The 21,524-nt window shown below is 63.8% G+C and carries 23 protein-coding genes; 17 read left to right on the top strand and 6 right to left on the bottom strand.

What is annotated here, in order from left to right; genetic code table 11:
* Window positions 1–5 precede the first annotated feature (5 nt).
* The 6 genes from AC097L_RS10565 to AC097L_RS10540 all read left to right on the top strand — a co-directional run bounded on the left by AC097L_RS10565 (window position 6) and on the right by AC097L_RS10540 (window position 5,340).
* Window positions 6–887 (top strand): ABC transporter ATP-binding protein, encoded by an 882-nt coding sequence (locus tag AC097L_RS10565; protein WP_479586324.1) that lies wholly within the window; start codon window positions 6–8, stop codon window positions 885–887.
* A complete protein-coding gene (locus AC097L_RS10560) occupies window positions 887–1,783 on the top strand; it encodes a branched-chain amino acid ABC transporter permease (RefSeq protein ID WP_479586323.1) in 897 nt (298 codons plus the stop codon). Before AC097L_RS10565 ends, AC097L_RS10560 begins: the two co-directional genes overlap by 1 nt.
* A complete protein-coding gene (locus AC097L_RS10555) occupies window positions 1,780–2,796 on the top strand; it encodes a branched-chain amino acid ABC transporter permease (RefSeq protein ID WP_479586322.1) in 1,017 nt (338 codons plus the stop codon). Before AC097L_RS10560 ends, AC097L_RS10555 begins: the two co-directional genes overlap by 4 nt.
* A gap of 41 nt (window positions 2,797–2,837) precedes the next feature.
* Window positions 2,838–4,154: an ABC transporter substrate-binding protein gene (locus AC097L_RS10550; RefSeq protein WP_479586321.1), complete on the top strand. Its 1,317-nt coding sequence runs from the start codon at window positions 2,838–2,840 to the stop codon at window positions 4,152–4,154.
* Between the two features lie 13 nt (window positions 4,155–4,167).
* Window positions 4,168–4,920 carry an ABC transporter ATP-binding protein gene (locus tag AC097L_RS10545; protein ID WP_479586320.1) on the top strand — a complete coding sequence of 251 codons (753 nt, stop codon included), beginning with the start codon at window positions 4,168–4,170 and terminating at the stop codon, window positions 4,918–4,920.
* 78 nt (window positions 4,921–4,998) lie between these two features.
* Window positions 4,999–5,340 carry a FlxA-like family protein gene (locus AC097L_RS10540; RefSeq protein WP_479586319.1) on the top strand — a complete coding sequence of 114 codons (342 nt, stop codon included), beginning with the start codon at window positions 4,999–5,001 and terminating at the stop codon, window positions 5,338–5,340.
* Between the two features lie 21 nt (window positions 5,341–5,361).
* On the opposite strand, the gene cysK is transcribed toward AC097L_RS10540, so the two are convergent.
* Complete coding sequence (cysK, locus tag AC097L_RS10535; RefSeq protein ID WP_479586318.1) at window positions 5,362–6,336, bottom strand: cysteine synthase A; 975 nt, start codon at window positions 6,334–6,336, stop codon at window positions 5,362–5,364.
* Window positions 6,337–6,540: 204 nt separating this feature from the next.
* Here cysK and AC097L_RS10530 point away from each other — a divergent pair, with 204 nt between their 5' ends.
* The 4 genes from AC097L_RS10530 to AC097L_RS10515 are packed head-to-tail and all read left to right on the top strand — an operon-like array spanning window position 6,541 to window position 9,535.
* Window positions 6,541–7,368 (top strand): ABC transporter substrate-binding protein, encoded by an 828-nt coding sequence (locus tag AC097L_RS10530; protein WP_479586317.1) that lies wholly within the window; start codon window positions 6,541–6,543, stop codon window positions 7,366–7,368.
* Between the two features lie 49 nt (window positions 7,369–7,417).
* On the top strand, window positions 7,418–8,113 hold the full coding sequence (locus AC097L_RS10525; protein ID WP_479586316.1) for an amino acid ABC transporter permease: 696 nt from the start codon (window positions 7,418–7,420) through the stop codon (window positions 8,111–8,113).
* A 10-nt stretch (window positions 8,114–8,123) separates the two neighbouring features.
* Window positions 8,124–8,813 carry an amino acid ABC transporter permease gene (locus tag AC097L_RS10520; RefSeq protein WP_479586315.1) on the top strand — a complete coding sequence of 230 codons (690 nt, stop codon included), beginning with the start codon at window positions 8,124–8,126 and terminating at the stop codon, window positions 8,811–8,813.
* Window positions 8,810–9,535 carry an amino acid ABC transporter ATP-binding protein gene (locus tag AC097L_RS10515; RefSeq protein ID WP_479586314.1) on the top strand — a complete coding sequence of 242 codons (726 nt, stop codon included), beginning with the start codon at window positions 8,810–8,812 and terminating at the stop codon, window positions 9,533–9,535. Before AC097L_RS10520 ends, AC097L_RS10515 begins: the two co-directional genes overlap by 4 nt.
* A gap of 6 nt (window positions 9,536–9,541) precedes the next feature.
* On the opposite strand, the gene AC097L_RS10510 is transcribed toward AC097L_RS10515, so the two are convergent.
* Together AC097L_RS10510 and AC097L_RS10505 are read right to left on the bottom strand one after the other, a co-directional pair.
* Complete coding sequence (locus tag AC097L_RS10510) at window positions 9,542–9,682, bottom strand: hypothetical protein (RefSeq protein WP_479586313.1); 141 nt, start codon at window positions 9,680–9,682, stop codon at window positions 9,542–9,544.
* Between the two features lie 95 nt (window positions 9,683–9,777).
* Window positions 9,778–10,734: a rhodanese-like domain-containing protein gene (locus AC097L_RS10505; RefSeq protein ID WP_479586312.1), complete on the bottom strand. Its 957-nt coding sequence runs from the start codon at window positions 10,732–10,734 to the stop codon at window positions 9,778–9,780.
* A 201-nt stretch (window positions 10,735–10,935) separates the two neighbouring features.
* On the opposite strand from AC097L_RS10505, the gene AC097L_RS10500 reads away from it, so the two are divergent.
* The 4 genes from AC097L_RS10500 to AC097L_RS10485 all read left to right on the top strand — a co-directional run bounded on the left by AC097L_RS10500 (window position 10,936) and on the right by AC097L_RS10485 (window position 14,566).
* Complete coding sequence (locus AC097L_RS10500; protein ID WP_479586311.1) at window positions 10,936–11,880, top strand: CysB family HTH-type transcriptional regulator; 945 nt, start codon at window positions 10,936–10,938, stop codon at window positions 11,878–11,880.
* 102 nt (window positions 11,881–11,982) lie between these two features.
* The gene (locus tag AC097L_RS10495) at window positions 11,983–13,335 is read left to right on the top strand and encodes an LLM class flavin-dependent oxidoreductase (protein ID WP_479586310.1); all 1,353 of its coding nucleotides are present in this window, start codon (window positions 11,983–11,985) and stop codon (window positions 13,333–13,335) included.
* A gap of 280 nt (window positions 13,336–13,615) precedes the next feature.
* On the top strand, window positions 13,616–14,113 hold the full coding sequence (locus tag AC097L_RS10490) for a hypothetical protein (protein ID WP_479586309.1): 498 nt from the start codon (window positions 13,616–13,618) through the stop codon (window positions 14,111–14,113).
* A gap of 117 nt (window positions 14,114–14,230) precedes the next feature.
* Window positions 14,231–14,566 carry a hypothetical protein gene (locus AC097L_RS10485; RefSeq protein WP_479586308.1) on the top strand — a complete coding sequence of 112 codons (336 nt, stop codon included), beginning with the start codon at window positions 14,231–14,233 and terminating at the stop codon, window positions 14,564–14,566.
* Window positions 14,567–14,808: 242 nt separating this feature from the next.
* On the opposite strand, the gene AC097L_RS10480 is transcribed toward AC097L_RS10485, so the two are convergent.
* Window positions 14,809–16,407: a rhodanese homology domain-containing protein gene (locus AC097L_RS10480; RefSeq protein WP_479586307.1), complete on the bottom strand. Its 1,599-nt coding sequence runs from the start codon at window positions 16,405–16,407 to the stop codon at window positions 14,809–14,811.
* A 160-nt stretch (window positions 16,408–16,567) separates the two neighbouring features.
* Between AC097L_RS10480 and AC097L_RS10475 the strand changes: the two genes are divergently transcribed.
* Genes AC097L_RS10475 through AC097L_RS10465 form a run of 3 tightly spaced genes read left to right on the top strand, consistent with a single transcriptional unit; the run spans window position 16,568 to window position 19,800 of the window.
* Window positions 16,568–17,668, top strand: coding sequence for an LLM class flavin-dependent oxidoreductase (locus AC097L_RS10475; protein ID WP_479586306.1), 1,101 nt, complete (start codon window positions 16,568–16,570; stop codon window positions 17,666–17,668).
* A gap of 11 nt (window positions 17,669–17,679) precedes the next feature.
* Complete coding sequence (locus AC097L_RS10470; RefSeq protein ID WP_479586305.1) at window positions 17,680–18,846, top strand: acyl-CoA dehydrogenase family protein; 1,167 nt, start codon at window positions 17,680–17,682, stop codon at window positions 18,844–18,846.
* Between the two features lie 15 nt (window positions 18,847–18,861).
* On the top strand, window positions 18,862–19,800 hold the full coding sequence (locus AC097L_RS10465) for an ABC transporter substrate-binding protein (RefSeq protein WP_479586304.1): 939 nt from the start codon (window positions 18,862–18,864) through the stop codon (window positions 19,798–19,800).
* A gap of 67 nt (window positions 19,801–19,867) precedes the next feature.
* Here the strand turns inward: AC097L_RS10465 and AC097L_RS10460 are convergent, their stop codons facing one another.
* Together AC097L_RS10460 and AC097L_RS10455 are read right to left on the bottom strand one after the other, a co-directional pair.
* Window positions 19,868–21,202 carry a type II toxin-antitoxin system HipA family toxin gene (locus AC097L_RS10460; protein ID WP_479586303.1) on the bottom strand — a complete coding sequence of 445 codons (1,335 nt, stop codon included), beginning with the start codon at window positions 21,200–21,202 and terminating at the stop codon, window positions 19,868–19,870.
* Window positions 21,202–21,498, bottom strand: coding sequence for a helix-turn-helix domain-containing protein (locus tag AC097L_RS10455; RefSeq protein ID WP_479586302.1), 297 nt, complete (start codon window positions 21,496–21,498; stop codon window positions 21,202–21,204). Before AC097L_RS10455 ends, AC097L_RS10460 begins: the two co-directional genes overlap by 1 nt.
* Window positions 21,499–21,524: the final 26 nt, after the last annotated feature.

The following is a 21,524-nucleotide window of genomic DNA, read 5'->3' as shown; positions in this document are numbered from 1 at the left end:
CACCGATGTCCAGCGCCACCTTTGACCGCCTCGCGCCTGCCGGGCTGCCGCGTACCATCCCAGCTGCACCGTCGGCGCGCCCCCAGGCCGCAGCGCAGGTAGCCGCACCGGTGCTGCAACTGCAAGGCATCCACCTGTCGTTTGGCGGCGTGACCGCACTGGCGGGCGTGGACCTGTCGATTGCCGCCGGAGAAATCCGCGCGGTGATCGGCCCCAATGGCGCGGGCAAAAGCTCGCTGGTGAACGTCATCAGCGGCCTGTACCGGCCCGACCAGGGCCAGGTCTGCATAGTCGGTAAACGCTTTGCCCAGGTGCCTACCGCGCGGCTGGCGCGCCTGGGTGTAGCGCGCACTTTTCAGAACCTGGCTCTGTTCAAAGGCCTGACCGTGCGCGACAACATCGTGATGGGCCGGGTCAGTACCGTGCGCTCTACCTTCATTGGGCAGTGGATAGGCCTGGGGCGGGCCCGGCGCGAGCGCGACGACGCCCAGGCCCGCACCGACGAGGTCATGGGATTTCTGGACCTGAACCATGTGCGCGACCGGCTGGCAGGCACCCTGCCCTATGGCCTGCAAAAACGGGTGGAGCTGGCGCGGGCGCTGGTGGCCCGCCCCCAGCTTCTGCTGCTGGACGAGCCCATGGCGGGCATGACGGTGACCGAAAAAAGCGAGATGGCGCACCTGGTGCGCGCCGCACGCGACAGCTTCGGCACCACCATTTTGCTGATCGAACACGACATCGGCGTGGTCATGGGCTTGTCGGACCGGGTAGCGGTGCTTGACTATGGCCGCAAGATAGCAGACGGCACACCCGCCGAGGTGCGCGCGAACCCGGCGGTCATCGACGCCTACCTCGGTGTGGCCCATGCAGAAGAGGTACTGGCGTAATGGAAGGCTTTGACTTCGCTTTCTTTGCCGAGGTGCTGGTCGGCGGCCTGCTCTCCGGCGTGATGTATTCGCTGGTGGCGATTGGCTTTGTGCTGATCTTTAAGACCTCGGGCGTACTCAATTTTGCGCAGGGTGCGCAACTGCTGTTTGCCGCCCTGACTTTCGTTAGCCTGGTCGAGCGCGGCATGCCGTTTGCGCTGGCGCTGCTGCTGACCTTCGCGCTGATGGTGGCGCTGGGCTTGCTGATCGAGCGCGCCGTGCTGCGCCCACTGGTGAACCAGCCGCCGATCACCTTGTTCATGGCCACGCTGGGCCTGTCGTATGTGATCGAAGGCGTGGCACAGCTGCTGTGGGGCACACAGGTGCATGCGCTGGAGCTGGGGGTGGCCGACACGCCGCTGGAGTTCTTCGGCATCATGGTGTCCACCTTCGACCTGTTTGCGGCAGCCACGGCGGGCCTGATGGTAACGCTGCTGTCAGCCTTCTTTCGCTACACCCGCACCGGCCTGGCCTTTCGCGCCGTGGCCGACGACAGCTTTGCGGCCATCGCCGTGGGCCTGCGCCTGCCGCGCATTGCGGCCACGGTGTGGGCTACCGCGGGCACGATTGCGCTGGTGGCGGGGTTGCTGTGGGGCGCGCGGCTGGGCGTGCAGTTTTCGCTGTCGCTGGTGGTGCTCAAGGCGCTGCCGGTGCTGATGCTGGGCGGCTTTGACTCCATCCTGGGCGCGATTGTGGGCGGCCTGCTGATCGGCGCGCTGGAGAAGCTGGCGGAGGTGTATCTGGGCCCGTTCGTGGGCGGTGGCATCGAGAGCTGGTTTGCCTACGTGGCGGCACTGGCCTTTCTGCTGGTACGCCCCGCAGGCCTGTTCGGCCAAAAACTGGTGGAGCGGGCATGAGCACATTGCAAACCAAAGCCTGGCCTGCCTGGGTCGCACCGCTGGTGCTGCTACTGGTGGCCTACGGCCTGGTACCGCTGCTGGGCACGGCCTATCTGTTCGACGCGATCCTGATCCCTTTTCTGGCGCTGGCGCTGGCGGGCGTTGGGTTAAACGTGCTGACTGGCTACGCGGGCCAGTTGTCGCTGGGCTCGGCCGCCTTCATGGCCGTAGGCGCCTTTGCGGCCTACAACTTCAACCTGCGCCTGCCGGGGCTGCCGCTGCTGGCCAGCATCGCCCTGGCGGGGCTGTCGGCCACGGCAGTGGGCCTGGTGTTTGGTCTGCCCAGCCTGCGCCTGAGCGGCTTTTATCTGGCCGTGTCCACGCTGGCGGCCCAGTTCTTTGTGCAGTGGGCTTTGACCAAGTTCAGTTGGTTCACCAACGACAGTGCCTCCGGCGTGATCGACGCGCCACTGCTGCAGGCGTTTGGCATCACTTTCGACACGCCGGTCGGGCGCTACCTGTTTGCACTGACTCTGGTGGCGGTGCTCACAGCCCTGGTCTGGCGGCTGGTGCAGACCCAGACCGGGCACAACTTCATTGCAGTGCGCGACAACCCATTGGCGGCGCGGGTGATCGGTGTACCTGTGCTGCGTACCAAGCTGCTGGCGTTTGCGATTTCGTCCTTCATTGTGGGCGTGGCGGGCGTGCTGTGGGCCTTTGTCTACCTGCGCACGGTGGAGCCTGCGGGCTTCAACCTGGACCGCTCGTTCCAGATTCTGTTCATCGTCATCATCGGCGGCCTGGCCACCATCCGCGGGGCCTTTCTGGGGGCCGCGTTGATCGTGGTGTTTCCGCTGCTGCTGTCACGCGTCGGCATATTTGTGTTCGGCCACTGGTTCGACTCGGGCGTGCTCGACATGGCCCAGCGCATCGTGCTGGGCGCACTCATCATCTTCTTTCTCATCGTGGAGCCACAGGGGCTGGCCGCCTTATGGATCCGCCTACAGAAGAAGCTGTCTCCGGCTGTCTGAAAACAGCACTTCAACTCAAAAATCTACGGGAGTTTTCATCCATGTCATTCATCACAAAACTGCGTACCGCAGCTATCGCCGCTACGCTGGCGGTCAGCGGCCTGCAGGCGGCCCAAGCCGACGAACAATTCTTTCCGCTGCAAAGCTACCGCGTAGGTCCGTATGCCGCAGGTGGCACCGGCTTCTTTGGTGGTTTTATCGACTACCTGAACCTGGTCAACATCCGCGATGGCGGTGTCGGCGGCGTCAAGCTGACCTGGGAGGAAGGCGAGACCCAATACGAGGTAGAGCGCGGTGTAGAGGTGTATGAACGCCTGAAGACCCACCCCGGCATCGCCGCCTGGAACCCGCTGTCGGTCGGCATTGCCTACGCGCTAATAGACAGGGTCACCGCCGACAAGGTGCCGCTGCTGACCATCAACCATGGCCGCACCGACACCACCGACGGCCGGGTTTTCAAATACGTCTTTCCGCTGCTGCTCAACCCCTACAGCGAGACCTCGGGCATCGTCAACTACATCGCGGGTAAAGAAGGTGGTGAGGCCAAGCTGAAAGGCAAGAAGATCGTGGTGCTGTACCACGGCTCGCCGTACGGCAAAGAGACCATCCCCATCTATGAGCTGCTGGCCAAGAAATACGGATTTACCGTGCAGCAGATCGAAGTGCCGCATCCTGGCAACGAACAGCAGTCGCAGTGGCTCACCATCCGCCGTGCCAAGCCCGACTACGTGGTGCTGCGCGGCTGGGGCGTGATGAATCCGGTGGCCTTGAAGACCGCGCAGAAAACCGGCTTTCCAGCCGACCACATCATCGGCAACGTCTGGTCCAACTCGGAAGAAGACGTGATTCCTGCGGGCGACGCCGCCAAGGGCTATGTGGCCATCACCAGCGTGTCTGCCGGTGCCCAGTACCCGGTGGTGCAAGACATCGTAAAAACCGTGTACGACGCGGGTAAGGGCAATCTGGAAGACAAAAAACGCATCGGCACCCGTTACCACAACCTGGGCATTCTGAACGGCATCCTGAACGTGGAAGCCATCCGCATCGCCCAGGCCAAGTTCGGCAAGCGCACCCTCACGGGTGATGAAATCCGCTGGGGCCTGGAGAACCTGAAGATCGACGAAGCCCGCGCCGCCGCTTTGGGTGCCAAAGGCCTGTTCCATTCCATCAACGTGACCTGGGACAACCACGAAGGCGATGGCCGCGTGGCCTTCCAGCAGTGGGATGGCACCAAGTGGAACGGCGTGTCCGACTGGATCGCGCCGGACTGGAAGCTGCTGCGCCCCATTATCGAGAAGTCGTTCCTGGCCTACGCCAAGGAGAAAAACATCAAGGTGCGCACCAGCATCAACGACTAAACCGGCAACACACATGCTGCAGCTCCAAGCCGTAGAGGCGGTCTACCAAAACGCCATCGTCGCCTTGCGCGGCGTCAGCCTCGATGTGCGGGCGGGCGAAATCCACGCCCTGCTGGGCGCCAACGGTGCGGGCAAGTCCAGCACGCTGAAGGCGGTGTCCAACCTGCTGCCGGCCGAGCGCGGCAAGGTAACGGCGGGCAGCATTGCGTTCGACGGGCACGACGTATCCCGCACCAGCCCAACCGCCCTGGTGCGGCTGGGCCTGGTGCAGGTGCTGGAGGGTCGGCACTGCTTCCGCAGCCTGACGGTGGAAGAAAACCTGCTGACCGGCGGCCTGGGCCGCAGCTCCAGCCGGGCCGAGCTGGCGCAAGACCTGGAACGCGTGTACGCCATCTTTCCGCACCTGCGGGACAAGCGCCGCGCCCTGGCCGGACTGACCTCTGGTGGTGAGCAGCAGATGACGGCGATAGGCCGCGCACTGATGTCACGCCCGCGCCTGCTGGTGCTGGACGAACCCTCCATGGGCCTGGCGCCACTGGTGGTGCAAAACATCTTTCGGCAGCTGCAACGGCTGAACCAAGACGAGGGCCTGACCATTCTGGTGGCCGAGCAAAACTCCACCGTAGCGCTGCAATATGCCCACCGGGCCACGGTGCTGGACACCGGGGTCGCCGTGCTGACCGGCAGCGCTGCGCAGTTGCGGCAACGCTCCGACATCCAGTCTTTTTACTTTGGCGAGGGCGTAGCGGCGGAATTGGCTGCCTAAGGGTTCACGGTCTGAGCATTTTGATGCTCTCTTGCCCATTCTTTTTAAGTCCGCGCAAAAACCGCCGATATGGCTTACATGAATGTCTCGTCAAGCACTTCATCTTCTTCCGTTTCCTCGTCCAGCAGCGGGTCGGCCAGCGCCATCGCCAAGCTGCAACAGCAGATCCAGAAGCTGACGACCGAGCTGAAAGACGTCGCCTCCAGCGACCTGGATGCCAAAGCCAAAATGACCAAGAGCACCTTACTGCAGGCCATGATCCAGATGCTGCAGCAGCAGATCGCCGCCCTGCAGCAGCAAAGCCAGCAGGAGCAGGCGCTCAAACAGCAAAAAAACACCCCTCCCGCTCCCGCAACGCCCGCAGCCCAGCAGCGCAAGCCCAGCCCGGGCCTGGGTGCGCTGGTGGATACCTATGCTTGAGACGGCAGGCCGCGGGAGTGGCTACGCGGCCTGGCCTGCCGCATCAAACACGCCTTCAAACAGCACCGAGCTGAGGTAGCGTTCACCAGAATCCGGCAGCACCACCACGATGGTCTTGCCTTCGCTCTCTGGCTTCTTGGCCCAGCGCACCGCCGCCGCCACGGCCGCTCCACAGGAAATGCCGGCCAGAATGCCTTCCTCGCGGGCCAGGCGCCGCGCGTAGTCCACCGCTTCTTCATTGCTGACCTGCTCGATCGCATCCACCAGCGACAGATCCAGCACGTCGGGCACAAAACCGGCACCGATGCCCTGGATCTTGTGCGGCCCGGGTTTGACTTCTGCACCGGCGCGGGTCTGCGTCAGCACCGGGCTGGCGGTGGGCTCCACGGCCACCGAAATGATCGCCTTGCCCTGGATCTGCTTGATATAGCTGGACACGCCGGTAATGGTGCCGCCGGTGCCGACGCCCGCCACCAGGATGTCGATCTTGCCGTCGGTGTCCTGCCAGATCTCGGGGCCGGTGGTGGTAGCGTGGATGGCCGGGTTGGCCGGGTTCTTGAACTGCTGCAGCAACACGTATTTGGGGTCGCTGGCGGCGATTTCCTCGGCCTTGGCAATGGCGCCCTTCATACCCTTGGCACCTTCGGTCAGGATCAGCTTGGCACCATAGGCCAGCAGGATCTTGCGCCGCTCGATGCTCATGGTCTCGGGCATGGTCAGGGTGATAGGAATGCCCTTGGAGGCCGCTACAAAGGCCAGCGCGATGCCGGTGTTGCCACTGGTAGGCTCGATGATTTCCTTGCCCGGCCCCAGCAGGCCGCGCTTTTCCGCGTCCCAGATCAGCGCTGCGCCGATGCGGCATTTGACCGAATACGCCGGGTTGCGCCCCTCGATCTTGGCCAGCACCGTGGCGGCGGCACCGTCGGTGATGCGGTTCAGGCGCACCAGCGGCGTGCGGCCAATCGACAGGGAGTTGTCGGCGTAAATAGAGGGCATGGCGGTGCTTTCCAAAGAGCTAAAAACGACCACTCTAGGGGGAAAGCACGTGCGCACAAACGACTTAAAAATCCGCTGCAAACAAGCAATCTGTCTAAGCACCGTTATGCGGTTTTCCCGTTTACATATCTCAAATGCTTCGTTCACAGCAGCGATTTGCTTCTCTACATTCGGGCTCCTCATCACTTACAGGTAGCTCTCACAATGCAGTTCCGCCCCTCCGTTCTTTTGGCCGCCGTACTCGCCACCTCCATGTTTGCCCAGTCGGCTTTGGCCGACCAGCTGGACGACATCAAGAAGAAAGGCGAGATCGTTATCGGCGTGCTCGGCACCGACGAGCCCAATAGCTTTGTCGACCCCAAGACCCGCGAGATCGTTGGCTACGAGGTGGACATCGGCAATGCCATCGCCAAGAAGCTGGGCGTGAAGCCCGTGTTCAAACAACTGGCCGTGGCCGCGCGCATCCCCGAGCTGCAGCAGGGCCGGGTGGACATTCTGGCCGCCTCGCTGACACACAACAAGGAACGTGAAGCGCAGATCGATTTCTCGCTGACCACCTTCGTCACCGGCCAAAAGGTACTGGTCAAGACCAGCAGCGGCATCACCGACCTGCCCGCACTTGGCGGCAAGAAAGTGCTGACCGTCAAGGGCGGCACGCAAGAGCCCAACATCCGCAAAGCCGTACCCGGCGTGGAGGTGGTGACCTTCGAAACCACCCAGCAGGCCTTTCTGGCGCTGCAACAGGGCAAAGGCGTGGGCTACGTGAACGACGAAGCCTCGCTGATCAACGACCACGCCAAGCTGGGCGCCGCCAAGAAAGACTACGCCATCCTGTCGCAAAGCATCAGCGTGGAGCCGCTGGCACTGGGCCTGAAAAAGGGTGAGAAAGGCCTGAAAACCGTGGTGGACGGCGTGCTGCGCGACCTGGAAAGCTCGGGCGATGCCAACAAGCTGTTCGTCAAATGGTACGGACCGGAGACCAAGCTGCAGTTCGACAAGCGCACCTTCAAAATCGACAGCGACCAGATCTAAACCTTTCGGTATCTAAAACAGGCCGCTGTTGCGGCCTGTTCCCATTTTTATGCTGAATTTTGATCTGAATCTGCTGCGCGCCGGGCAATACCACGACTGGCTGGTCAGCGGTTTTCTGCTGTCGCTGCAACTGGCGGGCATCACGCTGGTGCTGGCGCTGCCACTGGGTGCGGCCATCGCCTTGCTGCGCCTGTCGCCTGTAAGGCTGCTGCGCAGCCTGGGCTGGCTGTATGTGGAAAGTATCCGCAATGTGCCGCTGCTGGCGCACCTGCTGTTCTGGTATTTTGGTGCGCCCGAGCTGCTGCCCGACGCGTTGAAAGAATGGCTGTACGCCCGCAACATCGAGGCCATCAGCGCCGTGGTGGCGCTGACGCTGTACACGGCGGCCTACATGGCCGAAGACATCCGCAGCGGCATCCGCGCCGTGCCCTTGGTGCAAACCGAGGCCAGCCGCGCGCTGGGCTTTGGTTTTTTGGCCACCATGCGCCTGGTGGTGCTGCCGCAGGCGCTGCGCGTAACCATACCGCCGCTGCTGTCGCAAACCCTGAACCTTTGGAAGGACACCAGCGTTGCCACCGTCATCGGCGTGGCCGAGCTGATGTACCAGGCCGCCAAGGTCGAGTCGGCCAGCTTCCGCAGCGCCGAAGCGTTTGCCTTTGCCACCAGCGCCTACCTGCTGGTGTCGCTGGCCATTACCGGACTGGGCGCGTGGTACCACCACCGCTACCCGGTGCGCACCGTTTAAGGCCGCGAATATGTTGGAGCTTATCCAGACCTACTGGGTCTATTTTCTGGTCGGGCAGTATCCGAACGGGCCGCTGGGCGGGCTGGCGCTGACGGTGCTGCTGGCCGCGCTGGCGCTGCTGTTGTCGCTGCCGCTGGGCATCGCTTTGGGCCTGGCACGGGTCAGCCCCTACCGCAGCATCCGCTGGCCGGTCACTGCCGGGGTGTACATCGTGCGCGGTGTGCCGCTGCTGATGGTGATCTTCTGGGCCTACTTCTTTCTGCCCAGCCTCACCGGCCACAAGACCGACCAGTTCAGCACCATGCTGATGGCCCTGGTGGTGTTTGACAGCGTGTACCTGGCAGAGATCGTGCGCGCGGCCATCCAGGGTATTCCCAAGGGCCAGGTGGAAGCCGCCCGCTCGCTGGGTTTGGGTTACCTGGCCACCATGCGCCTGGTGGTGCTGCCGCAGGGCCTGCGCCATATGCTGCCGTCGCTGGTGAACCAGTTTGTGGCCACTATCAAAGCCACCTCGCTGGGCTACATCATCGGGCTGACCGAGGTGTCCTTCATCGCCGCGCAGATCAACACCCAGGTGTTCACCCAGAGCACCGCCGTCTATACCCTGCTGGCGCTGGCCTATTTTGTTTTGTGCTTTGGCCTGTCGCGATGCGCCTACTGGCTGGAGCAACGCACCCACACCGTGAGAATTTCCGCATGATCCAGCTGCAAAAAGTCAACAAATGGTACGGCGACTACCACGCCCTGGTGGACGTAACCGAGACCATCGCGCGCGGCGAGGTGGTGGTGGTCTGCGGGCCGTCCGGCTCGGGCAAGTCCACCCTGATCCGCACGCTGAACCGGCTGGAAGCCATCCAGTCGGGCAGCATCCAACTCGACGGCCAGGACATCTACCGCCGGGGCGTGGACGTGAACCAGCTGCGCTCGGGCATAGGTTTTGTGTTCCAGCAGTTCAACCTGTTCCCGCACCTGACCGCACTGCAAAACTGCACGCTGGCCCCGCTGCGGCTGCGCGGCCTGCGTCCGGCCGTGGCCCGCGAGGAAGCCCTGAGCCTGCTGGAGCGGGTGGGCCTGGCACACAAGGCCGATGCCTTTGCCGCCGCGCTGTCGGGCGGCCAGCAGCAGCGGGTGGCAATTGCCCGCGCGCTGGCCATGCGCCCGCCGCTGATGCTGTTTGACGAGCCCACCAGCGCTCTCGACCCCGAAATGGTGGGCGAGGTGCTGCAGGTGATGCGCTCCCTGGCCCAGGACGGCATGACCATGGTGTGTGTGACCCACGAAATGGGCTTTGCCCGCGAGGTGGCCGACCGCGTGCTGTTCATGGACCAGGGCCGCGTGCTGGAGCGGGCCACGCCACAAAACTTCTTTTCCCAGCCGCAGCACCCGCGGGCGCAGCAGTTTCTGGCCGACATCCGCCAGTAGAGCCTCTTAAAACGGCTTGTCGCCCACGATGGTGGCGCGGTGCATCACGCGGCGGTGCGGCAGGTAGTCCACCGTGGCGTAGTGCTGGGTCAGCCGAAAAAAAATGGCTGGTGACCTGCAGTACAAGCCACCAGCCCAAGTTCCCACAGTTGCCCTCTGTGACTCCCCTCTACAACAATTTAAACAAAATAGGCCTCTAGCGCATATACCACCTACGCTAGTAGCTATTTTTTACATAGCAATCAATTCGCCAGTGCTTCCACCCGCTGGCTGCCGCCCACCAGCGCAAAACCGGCCGCAAACCAGGCATCGGTGCCGCCAGTCAGCACCGACACGTTCAGCCAGCCTTGGCGCACCAACGTGGCGGCGGCCAGGTGGGCGCGGGTCTCGTTGGCATCGACCAGCACGGTGCGCGTGCCCCGGTTGGGCACCAGGCGCTCGACCAACAGTTCCAGCCGCTCCAGCGGGGCCGACACGGTATAGGGAATGTGGGCCACCGCGCGCTCGGCCTTGTCGCGCACATCCAGCACGGCAATCTCTTCGCCGTCCTCCAGCGCGGCCTGCAAAGCCTGGGGCGCGATGCGCGCATGGCGGATCAGCGCGGGCGGCGCAAAGCTGCGGTAGCTGCCACCGTCGGTACCGGCAAACACCACCCGGTCTACCAGGCGGTCTAGCGCCAGGCCGTACAGATGCAGGTGCAGGCCGGGCGCGCCGTCCAGCAGCACGATGGTGTGCACCTCGTCGGGGGTGAGCGTGACCGAGGTGCCGGGTACCACGTCAATCGTGCGCAGCGGCTCCAGGCGGTCTTGTGCCGGGTCGTCGGTGCGCTGGCGGCCGTAGACCACGTTGCGCTCGTTGCCCTGCACCCCGGCGATGATGGCCCAGGTGGTGTGGTCGTGCGGCGGCTGGCCCTTGCCCGGCAGCGCGGCCGAGATGTACAGCGCGTAGCGGCCATCGGCATCTTCGGCCAGGCGGTAGATGTGGGCCGGGTCGGCCGCCGACACCGGGAAGTGCGCGGGCACAAACAAATCCTGGCGCAGACCCAACTGCTCCAACGCCTGGGCCACCGCGGCCAACTGCGCGGGCTGGGCCTGCTGCGGGTCGGGCAGCAGGTGGCGCACGGTATCCAAAAATGCGCTGATGGCGTGGGCGCGCTGGCTGGCAATGTCTCTGCCGTACGTGGCGGGGTAATGGGGCATGGTGGGCATCCGGTGTGGCTATGGAGTGGAGCGTAAGACGGCTTCCCGCCGGTGCCAACGAAGCAAAACGCCTAAGGATATGCAGCCCACGCCCGACCACCCCTCAGATAGTTACGCCATATCGAATCTACGATTTATTAGTTTGTGCAAAACCCATCTTGGCGAATAATCAAATTCAGTTATTAAAAATGGCACTCTTATATGAATTTCCAGCAATTGCGCTCCGTCCGCGAGACCGTGCGACGCGGTTTTAACCTGACCGAGGTGGCCAACGTGCTGCACACCTCGCAGCCCGGCGTGAGCCGCCAGATCCGAGAGCTGGAAGAAGAGCTGGGCATCGAACTGTTTGTGCGCGCAGGCAAACGCCTCACCGGCCTGACCGACCCCGGCGGCCACGTGCTGCCCATCATCGAACGCATGCTGCTCGACAGCAGCAACCTGCGCAAAGCCGGGGAAGAATTCGTCTCGCGGCAAAGCGGCCTGCTGTCGATTGCTGCCACCCATTCGCAGGCCCGCTACGCCCTGCCCATGGCGGTGCAGGAGTTTCGCAGCCAGTTCCCCAACGTGACGCTGCACCTGCACCAGGGCTCGCCCGCGCAGGTGGCCGAAATGCTGCTGTCCGGCGAGGCCGACGTCGGCATTGCCACCGAAGCGCTGACGCAATACGACGAGCTGGTCGCTCTGCCCTGCTACCCCTGGACGCACTCGGTCATCGTGCCACCCGGCCACGCCCTGCTGGACGGCCCGCTGACGCTGGAGCACCTGGCCCGCTACCCGCTGATTACCTACGACAACGGCTTCACCGGCCGCACCCGCATCGACCAGGCCTTTGCGCAGCAGCAACTGGTGCCCCACATCGCCATCGCCGCCATGGATGCCGACGTGATCAAAACCTATGTGGAGCTAGGCATGGGCGTAGGCATCGTCGCCTCTATCGCTTTTGAAACCGAACGCGACCTGGCCCTGCGTGCCGTCGATGCCGGCCACCTGTTCGGCATCAACATGACCAAGCTGGCCGTGCGGCGTGGGGCCTATCTGCGCGGCTACGTGTATGCGTTTATCGAATCGTTTGCGCCCACGCTGGACCGGGGGGCGGTGGAGCAGGCGCTGGCGGGAAATGGGGCCGCGATCAACTATGTGATTTGAGGGGCCGTACTGCCCGCATATCCATATCTGAAACCCTTCGTTCCCCCGCACAGGGCGCGTGGGTAAGGTGGGGATTTCTTCAACTCCTCGGAAAGCGTCCCCATGGCCAGACAACTCAAATTCGGATTCGTGCTGCACGGTGTGGGCGCAGGTTGGGGCGATTGGCGCCACCCGGAGGCGGTCACGGATGCCAGCGTCAATTTCAAGTTCTACACCCAGCAGGCGCAGCTGGCCGAAGAGGGCCGGTTTGACTTCTTGTTTGTGGCCGACAGCGTGCACATCACGCCGCGCTCCAGCCCGCACTACCTGAACCGCTTTGAGCCGCTAACGATTCTGTCGGCGCTGGCGGCGGTGACCTCGCACATCGGCTTGGTGGCCACCGTCACGGCAAGCTACAGCGAGCCGTTTACGGTGGCCCGGCAGTTCGCCTCGCTGGACCACATCAGCAACGGCCGTGCGGGCTGGAACGTGGTCACCTCATGGCTGGACGGCAGCGCCCGCAACTACAGCAAACCCACCCATTACGACCACGACGTGCGCTACGCGCTGGCCAAGGAACACCTGGGCGTGGTGCAAGGCCTGTGGGATTCGTGGGAAGACGACGCACTGGTGCGCGACAAGGAAACCGGCGTGTTCTTCGACCCCGCCAAGCTGCACCGGCTGGACCACAAGGGCGACTTCTTTGCCGTGGAAGGGCCGCTGAACATCAGCCGCTCGCGCCAGGGCCAGCCGGTGATCTTCCAGGCCGGAGCCTCCGAAGACGGCAAGCATTTCGCCGCCACCCAGGCCGATGCCATCTTCTTCCACGCCGACAAGCTGGAGGAAGCCCAGGCCTACTACCGCGATGTCAAAGCCCGCGTGGCCGCTGCGGGCCGCAACCCCGACGAGGTGCACCTGCTGCCCGGCATCCGCCCCATCGTGGGCCGCACTGCCGAAGAGGCCGAGCGCAAGTACGAAGAATCCGCCGCCCTGGTGCCCATCGAGAACGCCATCGCCGCACTGGCCCGGCCCTTCAACGACCACGACTTTTCGGTCTACCCGCTGGACGCCCCCTTCCCCGACCTGGGCGACCTGGGCCGCAACAGCCAGCAAAGCGCCAGCGACCGCATCAAGCAGGTCGCCAAAGACAAGGGATGGACACTGCGCGAAGTGGCCCTGTGGCACGCCCGCCCCAAGCGCAGCTTCGTCGGCACCGCCGAGCAGGTGGCCGACGAGATCCAGCGCTGGTTCGATTTGGGTGCTGCCGACGGCTTCAACTTCTTCGAGGCCCTGCCCAACACCTCGCTGAAAGACTTCGTGGCCCTGGTGGTGCCGCTGCTGCAGGCGCGGGGGATTTACCGCACGGAATACGGGCAGGGCACGCTGCGCGACAACCTGGATTTGCCGGTGCCGGTGAACCGGTATGTGGAGGTGGAGGAAGCAGAAGAGGAAGTCACCGCCTGCGATTTTAAATAAAAAGAGCTACTAGCGCAGGTATTACCTGCGCTAGTAGCTCTTTATTTAGTAGCAACAGTGCCTAGATCGCAAGCACATATGCAATGGGACCAGGCTCAGACTGAATCCCGGCATGCCCGAAAGCTCGTATCGCGCACAATCAGCTTGTGGGGTTTATCGAAATTTTTATACCTGTATAAAAACCTGGAAGAATCACAGGAACCGAGGCTGCAAGCCACTTTCAGGATATTTGTACAAATGATTTAAACCTCAATAGCCAATTTAAACCGCAGGGTTTGCGGTGTACATCACGTTAGTTGTCACGATGACTGTCTCCTATACAACGAAGCTCTCAATTGCAGTGGAACTTCTGGAGCGCGCGATCGAACTTCATTTGCGAGGTGATTCGTACTATGCAGCAATACATCTGGCTGGAGCTGCTGAGGAGCTACTGAACGTCTACACACGACAGACTCAACTTGCCGACCGTGCTCAGATGAAACCCAGCTTTGATCAGATCAAAGACGGCTTGGTAGCCATTCTCAATCCGAAGAACGACTCCGACCGGAAGGCCGCGGAGAAGTGGGTATCCGATCGAATGACATGGGCCAAGAATTCCGTCAAGCACATGCGGGGCGCTAAAGACCTTGATCTTCAGCTTGACGCAGAAGTTGAGTCTGAAGATGTCATTGATCGTGCAGTCTCCACATATTTCCAGATTCGGACAACCGTTGGGCTACCGCTTGTCCATCTCATTCAGGCGTTTGACAATGCGCGCCATGGTAGGGGCGAACGGTGATGCCTAACCCTTCCTTCAAGCGGACGTGACTATGACACGCCGCTTAAGTCAAACGTTAGGCATCGCAGGTCTCGCCCCCCTTACACTGAGAAGTTGGAAAGTAGGCGCACGTCAAATATGAACTCCACAGATCTCGGTCTTCTTCTCGCCGTCGTTGGCCTCGGCCTTTGGCTCGCATTCACGCAGACCGCGCGGCATATGACTGTTGGGCCAATCACTCGCCTCTTAGCCTTACTCATCATCCCCATTACTGTTGCCGCACTCTGGGCTATTGCCGTCGATCTGCACTGGTGGACCATTCTCGTATTCGTGGCAGTCGCACTTGCGGTTGGTGTAATCAATGGCATCGCCATACGCTCAATCGGCAAGTCTGGTCTTTACAGCATGCAGCCGCTCCTCGGCCTAGTCGGCATCGGGTGTGTAGTTACTTGCCTGGCCTTGCGCTATCAGTAGGTATTGCGGCAATGTCCGAGCTTCAATGCGCGATGCCTAAACCTTCCTTCAGGCGGATATACCTTCGGCAGTCCGCTTAAATTAAACATTGATACATCAGACAAGCCGCCTTAAATGCCATTGCGAAACTATTTGGCGTTTTTCTGCCGACAACTAGATTTCATAGGTGAAAAATGGCTGCAGCGCATATAGCGCCAGTGCAAGCAGCTACTCATTCAATAGCAATCTCAAGATGGAACCGTTCAAATCACCCTGAACCCATGCGTCCCATCCCGCCCCAGTTGCTCCACCAGCCCATACTCCCAATCCAGATACCCCTGCATGGCCGCACGCGGGCTGTCGGTGCCTTCGTAGGGGCGGCGGTAGCGGTCGGTGCGCGGGGAGGCCAGGCGGGTTTCGCCTTCTTCCAGGGGCAGGCCTGCGGCGATCCAGGCGGCGGTGCCGCCCTCCAGCACCCACACTTCCGCACCGGTTAAACGGGCGACATCGGCAACGGCGTAGCGGGCCAGCAGGCTGCTGCCACAGGTGAGCACGTAGCGGTGGGCAGCAGGGACATTCGCCAATGCCGCAGCCAGGCCGGTGCGGGATACGTACCAGGCACCTGGGATGTGGCGTTTCACGTAGTTCACGCTGGTGGTCAGGTCCAGCACGGCCGTGTAGCCATCCGGCCCAGCCTGCAACCAGGCAGAGAGCTGGGCGGGGTCGGTGGCAGCGATAGGGCCTTCGGGCTCGGGCAGCGTGTCTGCGGTGGGGCCGATGGAGCTCCAGTCGGCGGGTTGGGTGCCGTCCAGCACCCACACGTCCCAGGCCATTTGCGCCAGCCAGGAGGCGGTCATGTTCGCTCGCACACCGTCGGTATCGGCCAGCACGATGCGGGCACCGCGCACGGGGGCGGTCACGTCGGTTTCCTGCACCAGTTGGCCGCCGGGGGCGTTGCGAAAGCCGGGCAGATGGCCGCTGGCGAATTCTTCGACGGTGCGCACGTCCAGCAGGTAGGTGGTTCGCGGGGTGTCGGCGGTGAAGCGCTGTAGGTCGGCGGGCTGGGCGCGCTGTACACCGGCGCGGTCGGCCACGGCGCGGGCCTGGTGGGCGGCATCGGGGCTGGTGTGTTCTGTGGTGGTGCGGCCCTGGCGGGCGGCACCCCGGTCGAGCACCTGGCCGGCCAGCGTCCAGCCGATGGTGCCGTTGCGCAGGGCCGATACGGGGTTGGGAATGCCCGCATTCACCAGCGACTGGGTGCCGATGATGCTGCGGGTGCGGCCTGCGCAGTTGACGATGATGCGGGTGCTGGGGCTGGGTGCCAGGGCCTGGGCGCGCAGCACCAGCTCGGCCCCAGGCACGCTGATGCCGCTGGGGATGCTCATGGTCTGGTATTCGTCGAAGCGGCGGGCATCCAGCACCACCACGTCGGCCTTGCGGTCGATCAGGGCTTTGACTTCTTCGGCAGAGAGCGACGGCGTGTGGCGCTGCGACTCCACCAGCTCGCCAAAGGCCTTGCTGGGCACGTTCACGTCCTTGAAGATTTCGCCACCGGCCTCCACCCAGCCTTGCAAGCCACCGGCCAGCAGCGCCACATCGGTGTAGCCCAGTTTTTGCAGCGTGCGCGCGGCCGGGGCGGCCAGGCCTTCGCCGTTGTCCAGCAGCACGATGGGGGTGTCGCGGCGCGGGATGCGGCTCCAGGCATCCAGCTCGATGCGCCCGGCGGCGATGTTGCTGGCAAACAGCGGGTGGGCCTGGGCGAAGGGGTCTTCTTCACGCACGTCGATCAGGGCAATTTCCTGCTTTGCCAGCAGAGCCTGGCGCACGTCAAAGTAAGTTTTAACAGGGATCGGGGTAGTCATGGAAGTCCTGTGGATGCAATGCCGGTAAGGCTGCCATTGCAACCCAAACTAGGCGGCCATGGTGCTGATTCTTTGCATATGGATTCCTGTTTTTCTTCGTTGTCGCAGGCTAGCAGCACTTCTATCGTGGGCACATCCAATCCCCACACAAGGAGTTCCCATGGGTGTCCAGTTCATCGGCATGATCCAGCCGCACGAGGTTTCCGAAACCATTCCCCACACCGGCCCGGCGGTAGACCCTGCCTATGTGCGGGTGTTTGCCCAGGCGCACGAGCATGCGGGTTTTGACCGCATCCTGGTACCCGCCAGCGCCACCAGCCCCGACACCTTGCTCACGGTGGCCTACGCCGCGTCGGTTACGCAGAAGATCCACTTCCTGCTGGCGCACCGCCCCGGCTTTGTGTCGCCCACGCTGTCTGCCCGGCAACTGGCCACGCTGGACAACTACACCAACGGCCGCGTCGCAGTGCACTACATCACCGGCGGGTCCGACGAAGACCAGCAGCGCGACGGCGACTTTTTAGGCCACGACGAACGCTACGCCCGCAGCGACGAATACATCGGCCTGCTGCGCCGGGTGTGGACGTCCGAGCAGCCGTTTGACCACGAAGGCACCTACTACCAGGCCAAGGGCGCGTGGTCGGAAGTGAAGCCGGTGCAGTCGCCCTACGTACCGATCTACTTCGGCGGCGCATCCGCCCCCGCGTTGCAGGTGGCGGGCAAGCATGCCGACGTATACGCCCTGTGGGGCGAGTCGCTGGCGCAAGCCGGGGACTTGGTGCGCCAGGTGCAGGCCGCCGCCGCGCAGCATGGCCGCACGGTGGAGTTCAGCATCTCGTTCCGCCCCATCCTGGGCGCCACCGAGGAGCAAGCTTGGGCCAAGGCCGAGCAAATTCTGGAAGACACCCGCCGCCTGAAGGTCAGCCAGGGCTTCTCGCGCGGCGGCCCGCAGCAAAGCGAGGGCGCGCGCCGCCTGCTGGCCGATGCCGCCCAGGGCGACCGCGTGGACGCACACCTGTGGACCGCGCTGGCGCGCGAGAACGGTGGCCGCTCCAACTCCACCTCTCTAGTCGGTACGCCCGAGCAGGTGGCCGACGCGCTGCTGAAGTACTACGACCTGGGCATCACCACCTTTTTGATCCGCGGCTTCGACCCGCTGGTGGACACCATCACCTATGGCCGCGACCTGCTGCCCCTGGTGCGCCAGAAGGTGGCGGAGCGCGAACAGCAGGCGGAGCACCTGGCGCGCAAAGCCGCCTGAGTGGGGTTGCCATGAATGCCTCGCTCAACCCCGGCCAGTTGGCCCGCACCCTGGCCGTGGAATTTGCGGCCCGCGCCGATGCCCACGACCGCGATGCCAGCTTTCCGTTCGACAACTTCGCCGAGCTCCAGCAGGCCGGGCTGCTGGCCCTGGCCGCACCCCGCCATCTGGGCGGCCAGGGGGCCACGCTGGCGCAACTGGGCGAAGTGATTGGCGCGGTGGGCTACGGCTGCCCGGCCACCGCCCTGGTGCTGGTGATGCAGTACATCCAGCACCGCAGCATGGGCCAGACCAGCCCGGCGGGCCGCCAAATGGGTCGCACTTGGCCGCAGCATCTGGCCGAGCGGCTGGTGCGCGAGTCGGTGACCAGCGTGTCTATGGTCAACGCCCTGCGGGTCGAACCCGAGCTGGGTTCGCCCGCCCGGGGCGGCCTGCCCAGCAGCACCGCGCGCTGGACGGCGGACGGCTGGCGTGTCTCCGGACACAAGGTGTATTCGACCGGCGCGCCCATCCTGCACTGGTACGCGGTGTGGCTGCGCACCGACGAGGCCACGCCGCGCGTCGGCACGCTGCTGGTGCCCGCCGGTCTGCCCGGCACCCGCATCGTGGAAACCTGGGACCACCTGGGCCTGCGCGCAAGCGGCAGCCACGACGTGGTGTTTGACGATGTGCTGGTGGACCTGGACAACGCCATCGACCTGCGCGAACCCCAGGCATGGGGCGGTGTAGATGCCGGATTGCAGGCCGACATGGCGGTGCTGCTGGGCGCGCTATACACCGGTGTGGCCTGCGCGGCCCGCGACTGGACAGTGGAATTCCTGCGCCAGCGCAAGCCTGCCAACCTGGGGGCCGCGCTGGCCACCCTGCCCCGCGCACAGGAAACCGTGGGCGGCATCCAGGGCCTGCTACTGGCCAACGAACGCTTGCTGGCAGGCCTGGCGCGCGACGTGGACACCGGCGTGCCGGTGTCTGCCACCGACAGCGGCCTCCTCAAATCGCTGCTGACAAACAACGCCGTGCAGGCGGTGGAAGCCGCGCTATCGCTGGCCGGCAACCACGGTCTGTCGCGCCACCACCCACTGCAGCGCCATTTGCGCGATGTACTGTGCGGGCGCATCCATACCCCGCAAGACGACAGTGCCCGCATTGCGGCAGGCCGCCACATCCTGATTTGTTAACTACCACCATTCACCATGCAAAGACGTACCTTCCAACAATTCCTGTCGGCTGCGGCCTTCCTGTCCCCTGTGCTGGGCCACAGCCAAACCAAGCTGCTGCTGCGCGCGGGCGACCAGAAAGGCGGCCTGCGCGCCCTGCTGGAAGCCGCGGGCGAACTCAAGACCCTGCCCTACGACATCCAGTGGACCGAGTTCCCCGCAGCAGCGCCGCTGGCCGAAGCGCTGAACGCCGACGCGGTGGACTTCGGCCCCATCGGCGATGCACCCCTGCTATTCACCCTGGCCGCAGGCAGCCGCGTCAAAGCCTTTGCCGCCAACCGCTCGGATGCGTATGGCACGGCGGTACTCGTCGCGCCCAACTCGCCGCTCAAGGATGCCAGCAGCCTGAAGGGCAAAAGCGTGGCCACCAACCGCGGCTCCATCGGCCACTTTGTCACCCTCAAAGCCCTGGCCTCGGTGGGCCTGAAGCCCGACGACATCAACCTGCGCTTTCTGGCCCCGCCCGATGCCAAGCTGGCCCTCACCCAAGGCTCGGTCGATGCCTGGGCCACCTGGGAACCGTACACCGCGCTGGCCGAAACGGGTGGCCACGCCCGCGTGCTGGTGAACGGGCGCGGACTGTCCACGGGCCTGAGCTTTCTGGCCGCCACCGACAACGCCCTGCGCGACAAACGTGCTGCGCTGAAGGACATCCACCAGCGCCTGGTGCGCGCCCAGACCTGGGCCACCCAGCACCCGGCCGAATTCAGCGCCAGCCTGGCCCGCACCATCGGCATCCCCGCCGAGGCCGCCCGCCTGCAGTTTGAACGCCGCCAGACCCTCTGGCTGCCCATAGACGCGCCGGTGCTGGCCGACCAGCAACGCACAGCCGACTTCTACCTGGAGGCCGGACTGCTCAAGCAGCGGCTGGATGTGCGGGAGACGTTTGACACGGGGTTTCCGATCACCGCCTGAACGCTATTGAAAAAAGAGCTTCTTGCGCCCATGGAATAAGCGCTAGCAGCCATTTTCTTGTACAAATTTAGCGCTTACCCAGCAAAGGAGAGCGGCCGGTCTTTGGGCTGTCGGCCTTCAACTTGGGCGGCGGTGAAAAGTCTGCCAATGCGGCACCCGCCGCCCAGTCGCCTACGGCGTACACGCGCTGGTCGCGCAGGCCCTGCACGCCATCGGCCCAGGCAAGCAGCATGCGTTTGCCGATGTCGGCAAAGCCGGGGTGTTGCAGCATGGCCTGGCGCACCAGGGGGGCTACATCGGCCACGGCATCGCTGATGGCTTGCACCATTTTCTGCTGCTCCTTGGGCGGGATGCCGAAGGTGGCGGCGATGAACTTCTGCAGATTTTTGCCCGGCGTCCAGGTCTTTTTGCCCATGAACTCGATGCCTGGCGGGTTGTGCTGGTAGCCCGCGTAGACACTGGTGGTCAGCATGTCGTAAGCGGGCGACAGATGGGCATCGGCACGACGGGTGTAGAGCAGTGCCAAGTTCTTGGCGTGGCAGTCGGCGTTGCGCAGCGCGTAGGTCAGCAGCAAGGTGGTGGCGAGCTGGCGGTAAGTCTGCAGCCGCTGGGGGCCAGGCACGTGGTCGCGCACGGCGCGGGCGATGCGCTCCCAGGTGGTGTCGTACTTGGCGGCGGGGCGCAGGCCCAGCAAGGCGCAAAAATCTTCCATGCCCCAATGCGCCTGGCCATCTGCGTCCACATCAAAGCGGTGCACCACCAGGGCCTGGCCGTCGTCCGACACTTCGGTGGTGGCGGCGGGCAGGACGCGGCGGGCCACCTGCATGCACAGGTGTTCGTTCAGGGCGACGAAAGGCAGTTGCGCGCTGGAGCCCTTGATGATGTGGCGGCGGGTGACGACGCTGGCCTTCTTGTGAGCGGCCATCGGGCTGGCAAAGTCTTCCAGGTCAGCATCCAGAAATTTGGGCACCACGCCCGACACGCCGCTGGTGGCATGTTCGCGCACCAGCGCGGCAAAGGCGGCTTCGGAGTTGTCACCCTTGAGCAGCGCAGCCACTTCAAAGGGCTGCGCCTGCGCGTCGAGCTCCACGCCCGACGGTGCTACCTGCACGCGGCCCACCATGTTGCGCCCGATGACGGAGAGCAAGGCGATGGGGCTGGCTCCCATATGCGGGCCAAACTGCTCCTGCAGCACCTGGAGCAAATAACCCTCGGGCAGGTTCATCTGCAATACGGGCGGCAGCTGGTCGTCCCACACATAAGACTCGGTGCGCACGGGCATGGTGAGCGACACGAAGTCCTCTGCCGCCACCTGCGGGTGGTAGCTGAGCACGCTCTTGAAGTCGCCCGCCTGCTCCAGCGTAGCGACCTCACGGCCCAGCACGAACACAGACAACTGCATCAGCGCACTCCCTCACCCGCAGAGCCAGCAACGCGCCCGGTAGGCGCCTGCCCCCGCTCGCGGCGCAGCTCGTCCAGGTTACCAGACTGGCCTTGCGCGATAACATCCAGCTCAGCACCCAGCACGGCCAGTACGGCCAGCAACTTGCGCGAACCAAACTCGGCGCACCTGCCTCGCTCGAAGCGGGAAAGAGACTCCGCCGTCAGCCCAGCCTGCAAGGCCACATCGGCTTGCTTCAGGCCCAGGAGCTTGCGGCGTACAGCCAGGGCTGCACCGAGTTCTTGGAGGGTTTGCACTTGATATTTACATCAACAAAATTCAT

Source organism: Rhodoferax sp. RT5P35, from assembly GCF_056521385.1.
This window is presented reverse-complemented; position numbering and strand designations above follow the sequence as displayed.

What these genes read in the sequence shown, in the direction of transcription:
- AC097L_RS10565 (WP_479586324.1), top strand. Translation starts at nt 6, where the DNA reads ATGTCCAGCGCCACCTTTGACCGCCTCGCGCCTGCCGGGCTGCCGCGT.
- AC097L_RS10560 (WP_479586323.1), top strand. Translation starts at nt 887, where the DNA reads ATGGAAGGCTTTGACTTCGCTTTCTTTGCCGAGGTGCTGGTCGGCGGC.
- AC097L_RS10555 (WP_479586322.1), top strand. Translation starts at nt 1,780, where the DNA reads ATGAGCACATTGCAAACCAAAGCCTGGCCTGCCTGGGTCGCACCGCTG.
- AC097L_RS10550 (WP_479586321.1), top strand. Translation starts at nt 2,838, where the DNA reads ATGTCATTCATCACAAAACTGCGTACCGCAGCTATCGCCGCTACGCTG.
- AC097L_RS10545 (WP_479586320.1), top strand. Translation starts at nt 4,168, where the DNA reads ATGCTGCAGCTCCAAGCCGTAGAGGCGGTCTACCAAAACGCCATCGTC.
- AC097L_RS10540 (WP_479586319.1), top strand. Translation starts at nt 4,999, where the DNA reads ATGAATGTCTCGTCAAGCACTTCATCTTCTTCCGTTTCCTCGTCCAGC.
- cysK (WP_479586318.1), bottom strand. Translation starts at nt 6,336, where the DNA reads ATGCCCTCTATTTACGCCGACAACTCCCTGTCGATTGGCCGCACGCCG.
- AC097L_RS10530 (WP_479586317.1), top strand. Translation starts at nt 6,541, where the DNA reads ATGCAGTTCCGCCCCTCCGTTCTTTTGGCCGCCGTACTCGCCACCTCC.
- AC097L_RS10525 (WP_479586316.1), top strand. Translation starts at nt 7,418, where the DNA reads ATGCTGAATTTTGATCTGAATCTGCTGCGCGCCGGGCAATACCACGAC.
- AC097L_RS10520 (WP_479586315.1), top strand. Translation starts at nt 8,124, where the DNA reads ATGTTGGAGCTTATCCAGACCTACTGGGTCTATTTTCTGGTCGGGCAG.
- AC097L_RS10515 (WP_479586314.1), top strand. Translation starts at nt 8,810, where the DNA reads ATGATCCAGCTGCAAAAAGTCAACAAATGGTACGGCGACTACCACGCC.
- AC097L_RS10505 (WP_479586312.1), bottom strand. Translation starts at nt 10,734, where the DNA reads ATGCCCCATTACCCCGCCACGTACGGCAGAGACATTGCCAGCCAGCGC.
- AC097L_RS10500 (WP_479586311.1), top strand. Translation starts at nt 10,936, where the DNA reads ATGAATTTCCAGCAATTGCGCTCCGTCCGCGAGACCGTGCGACGCGGT.
- AC097L_RS10495 (WP_479586310.1), top strand. Translation starts at nt 11,983, where the DNA reads ATGGCCAGACAACTCAAATTCGGATTCGTGCTGCACGGTGTGGGCGCA.
- AC097L_RS10485 (WP_479586308.1), top strand. Translation starts at nt 14,231, where the DNA reads ATGAACTCCACAGATCTCGGTCTTCTTCTCGCCGTCGTTGGCCTCGGC.
- AC097L_RS10480 (WP_479586307.1), bottom strand. Translation starts at nt 16,407, where the DNA reads ATGACTACCCCGATCCCTGTTAAAACTTACTTTGACGTGCGCCAGGCT.
- AC097L_RS10475 (WP_479586306.1), top strand. Translation starts at nt 16,568, where the DNA reads ATGGGTGTCCAGTTCATCGGCATGATCCAGCCGCACGAGGTTTCCGAA.
- AC097L_RS10470 (WP_479586305.1), top strand. Translation starts at nt 17,680, where the DNA reads ATGAATGCCTCGCTCAACCCCGGCCAGTTGGCCCGCACCCTGGCCGTG.
- AC097L_RS10465 (WP_479586304.1), top strand. Translation starts at nt 18,862, where the DNA reads ATGCAAAGACGTACCTTCCAACAATTCCTGTCGGCTGCGGCCTTCCTG.
- AC097L_RS10460 (WP_479586303.1), bottom strand. Translation starts at nt 21,202, where the DNA reads ATGCAGTTGTCTGTGTTCGTGCTGGGCCGTGAGGTCGCTACGCTGGAG.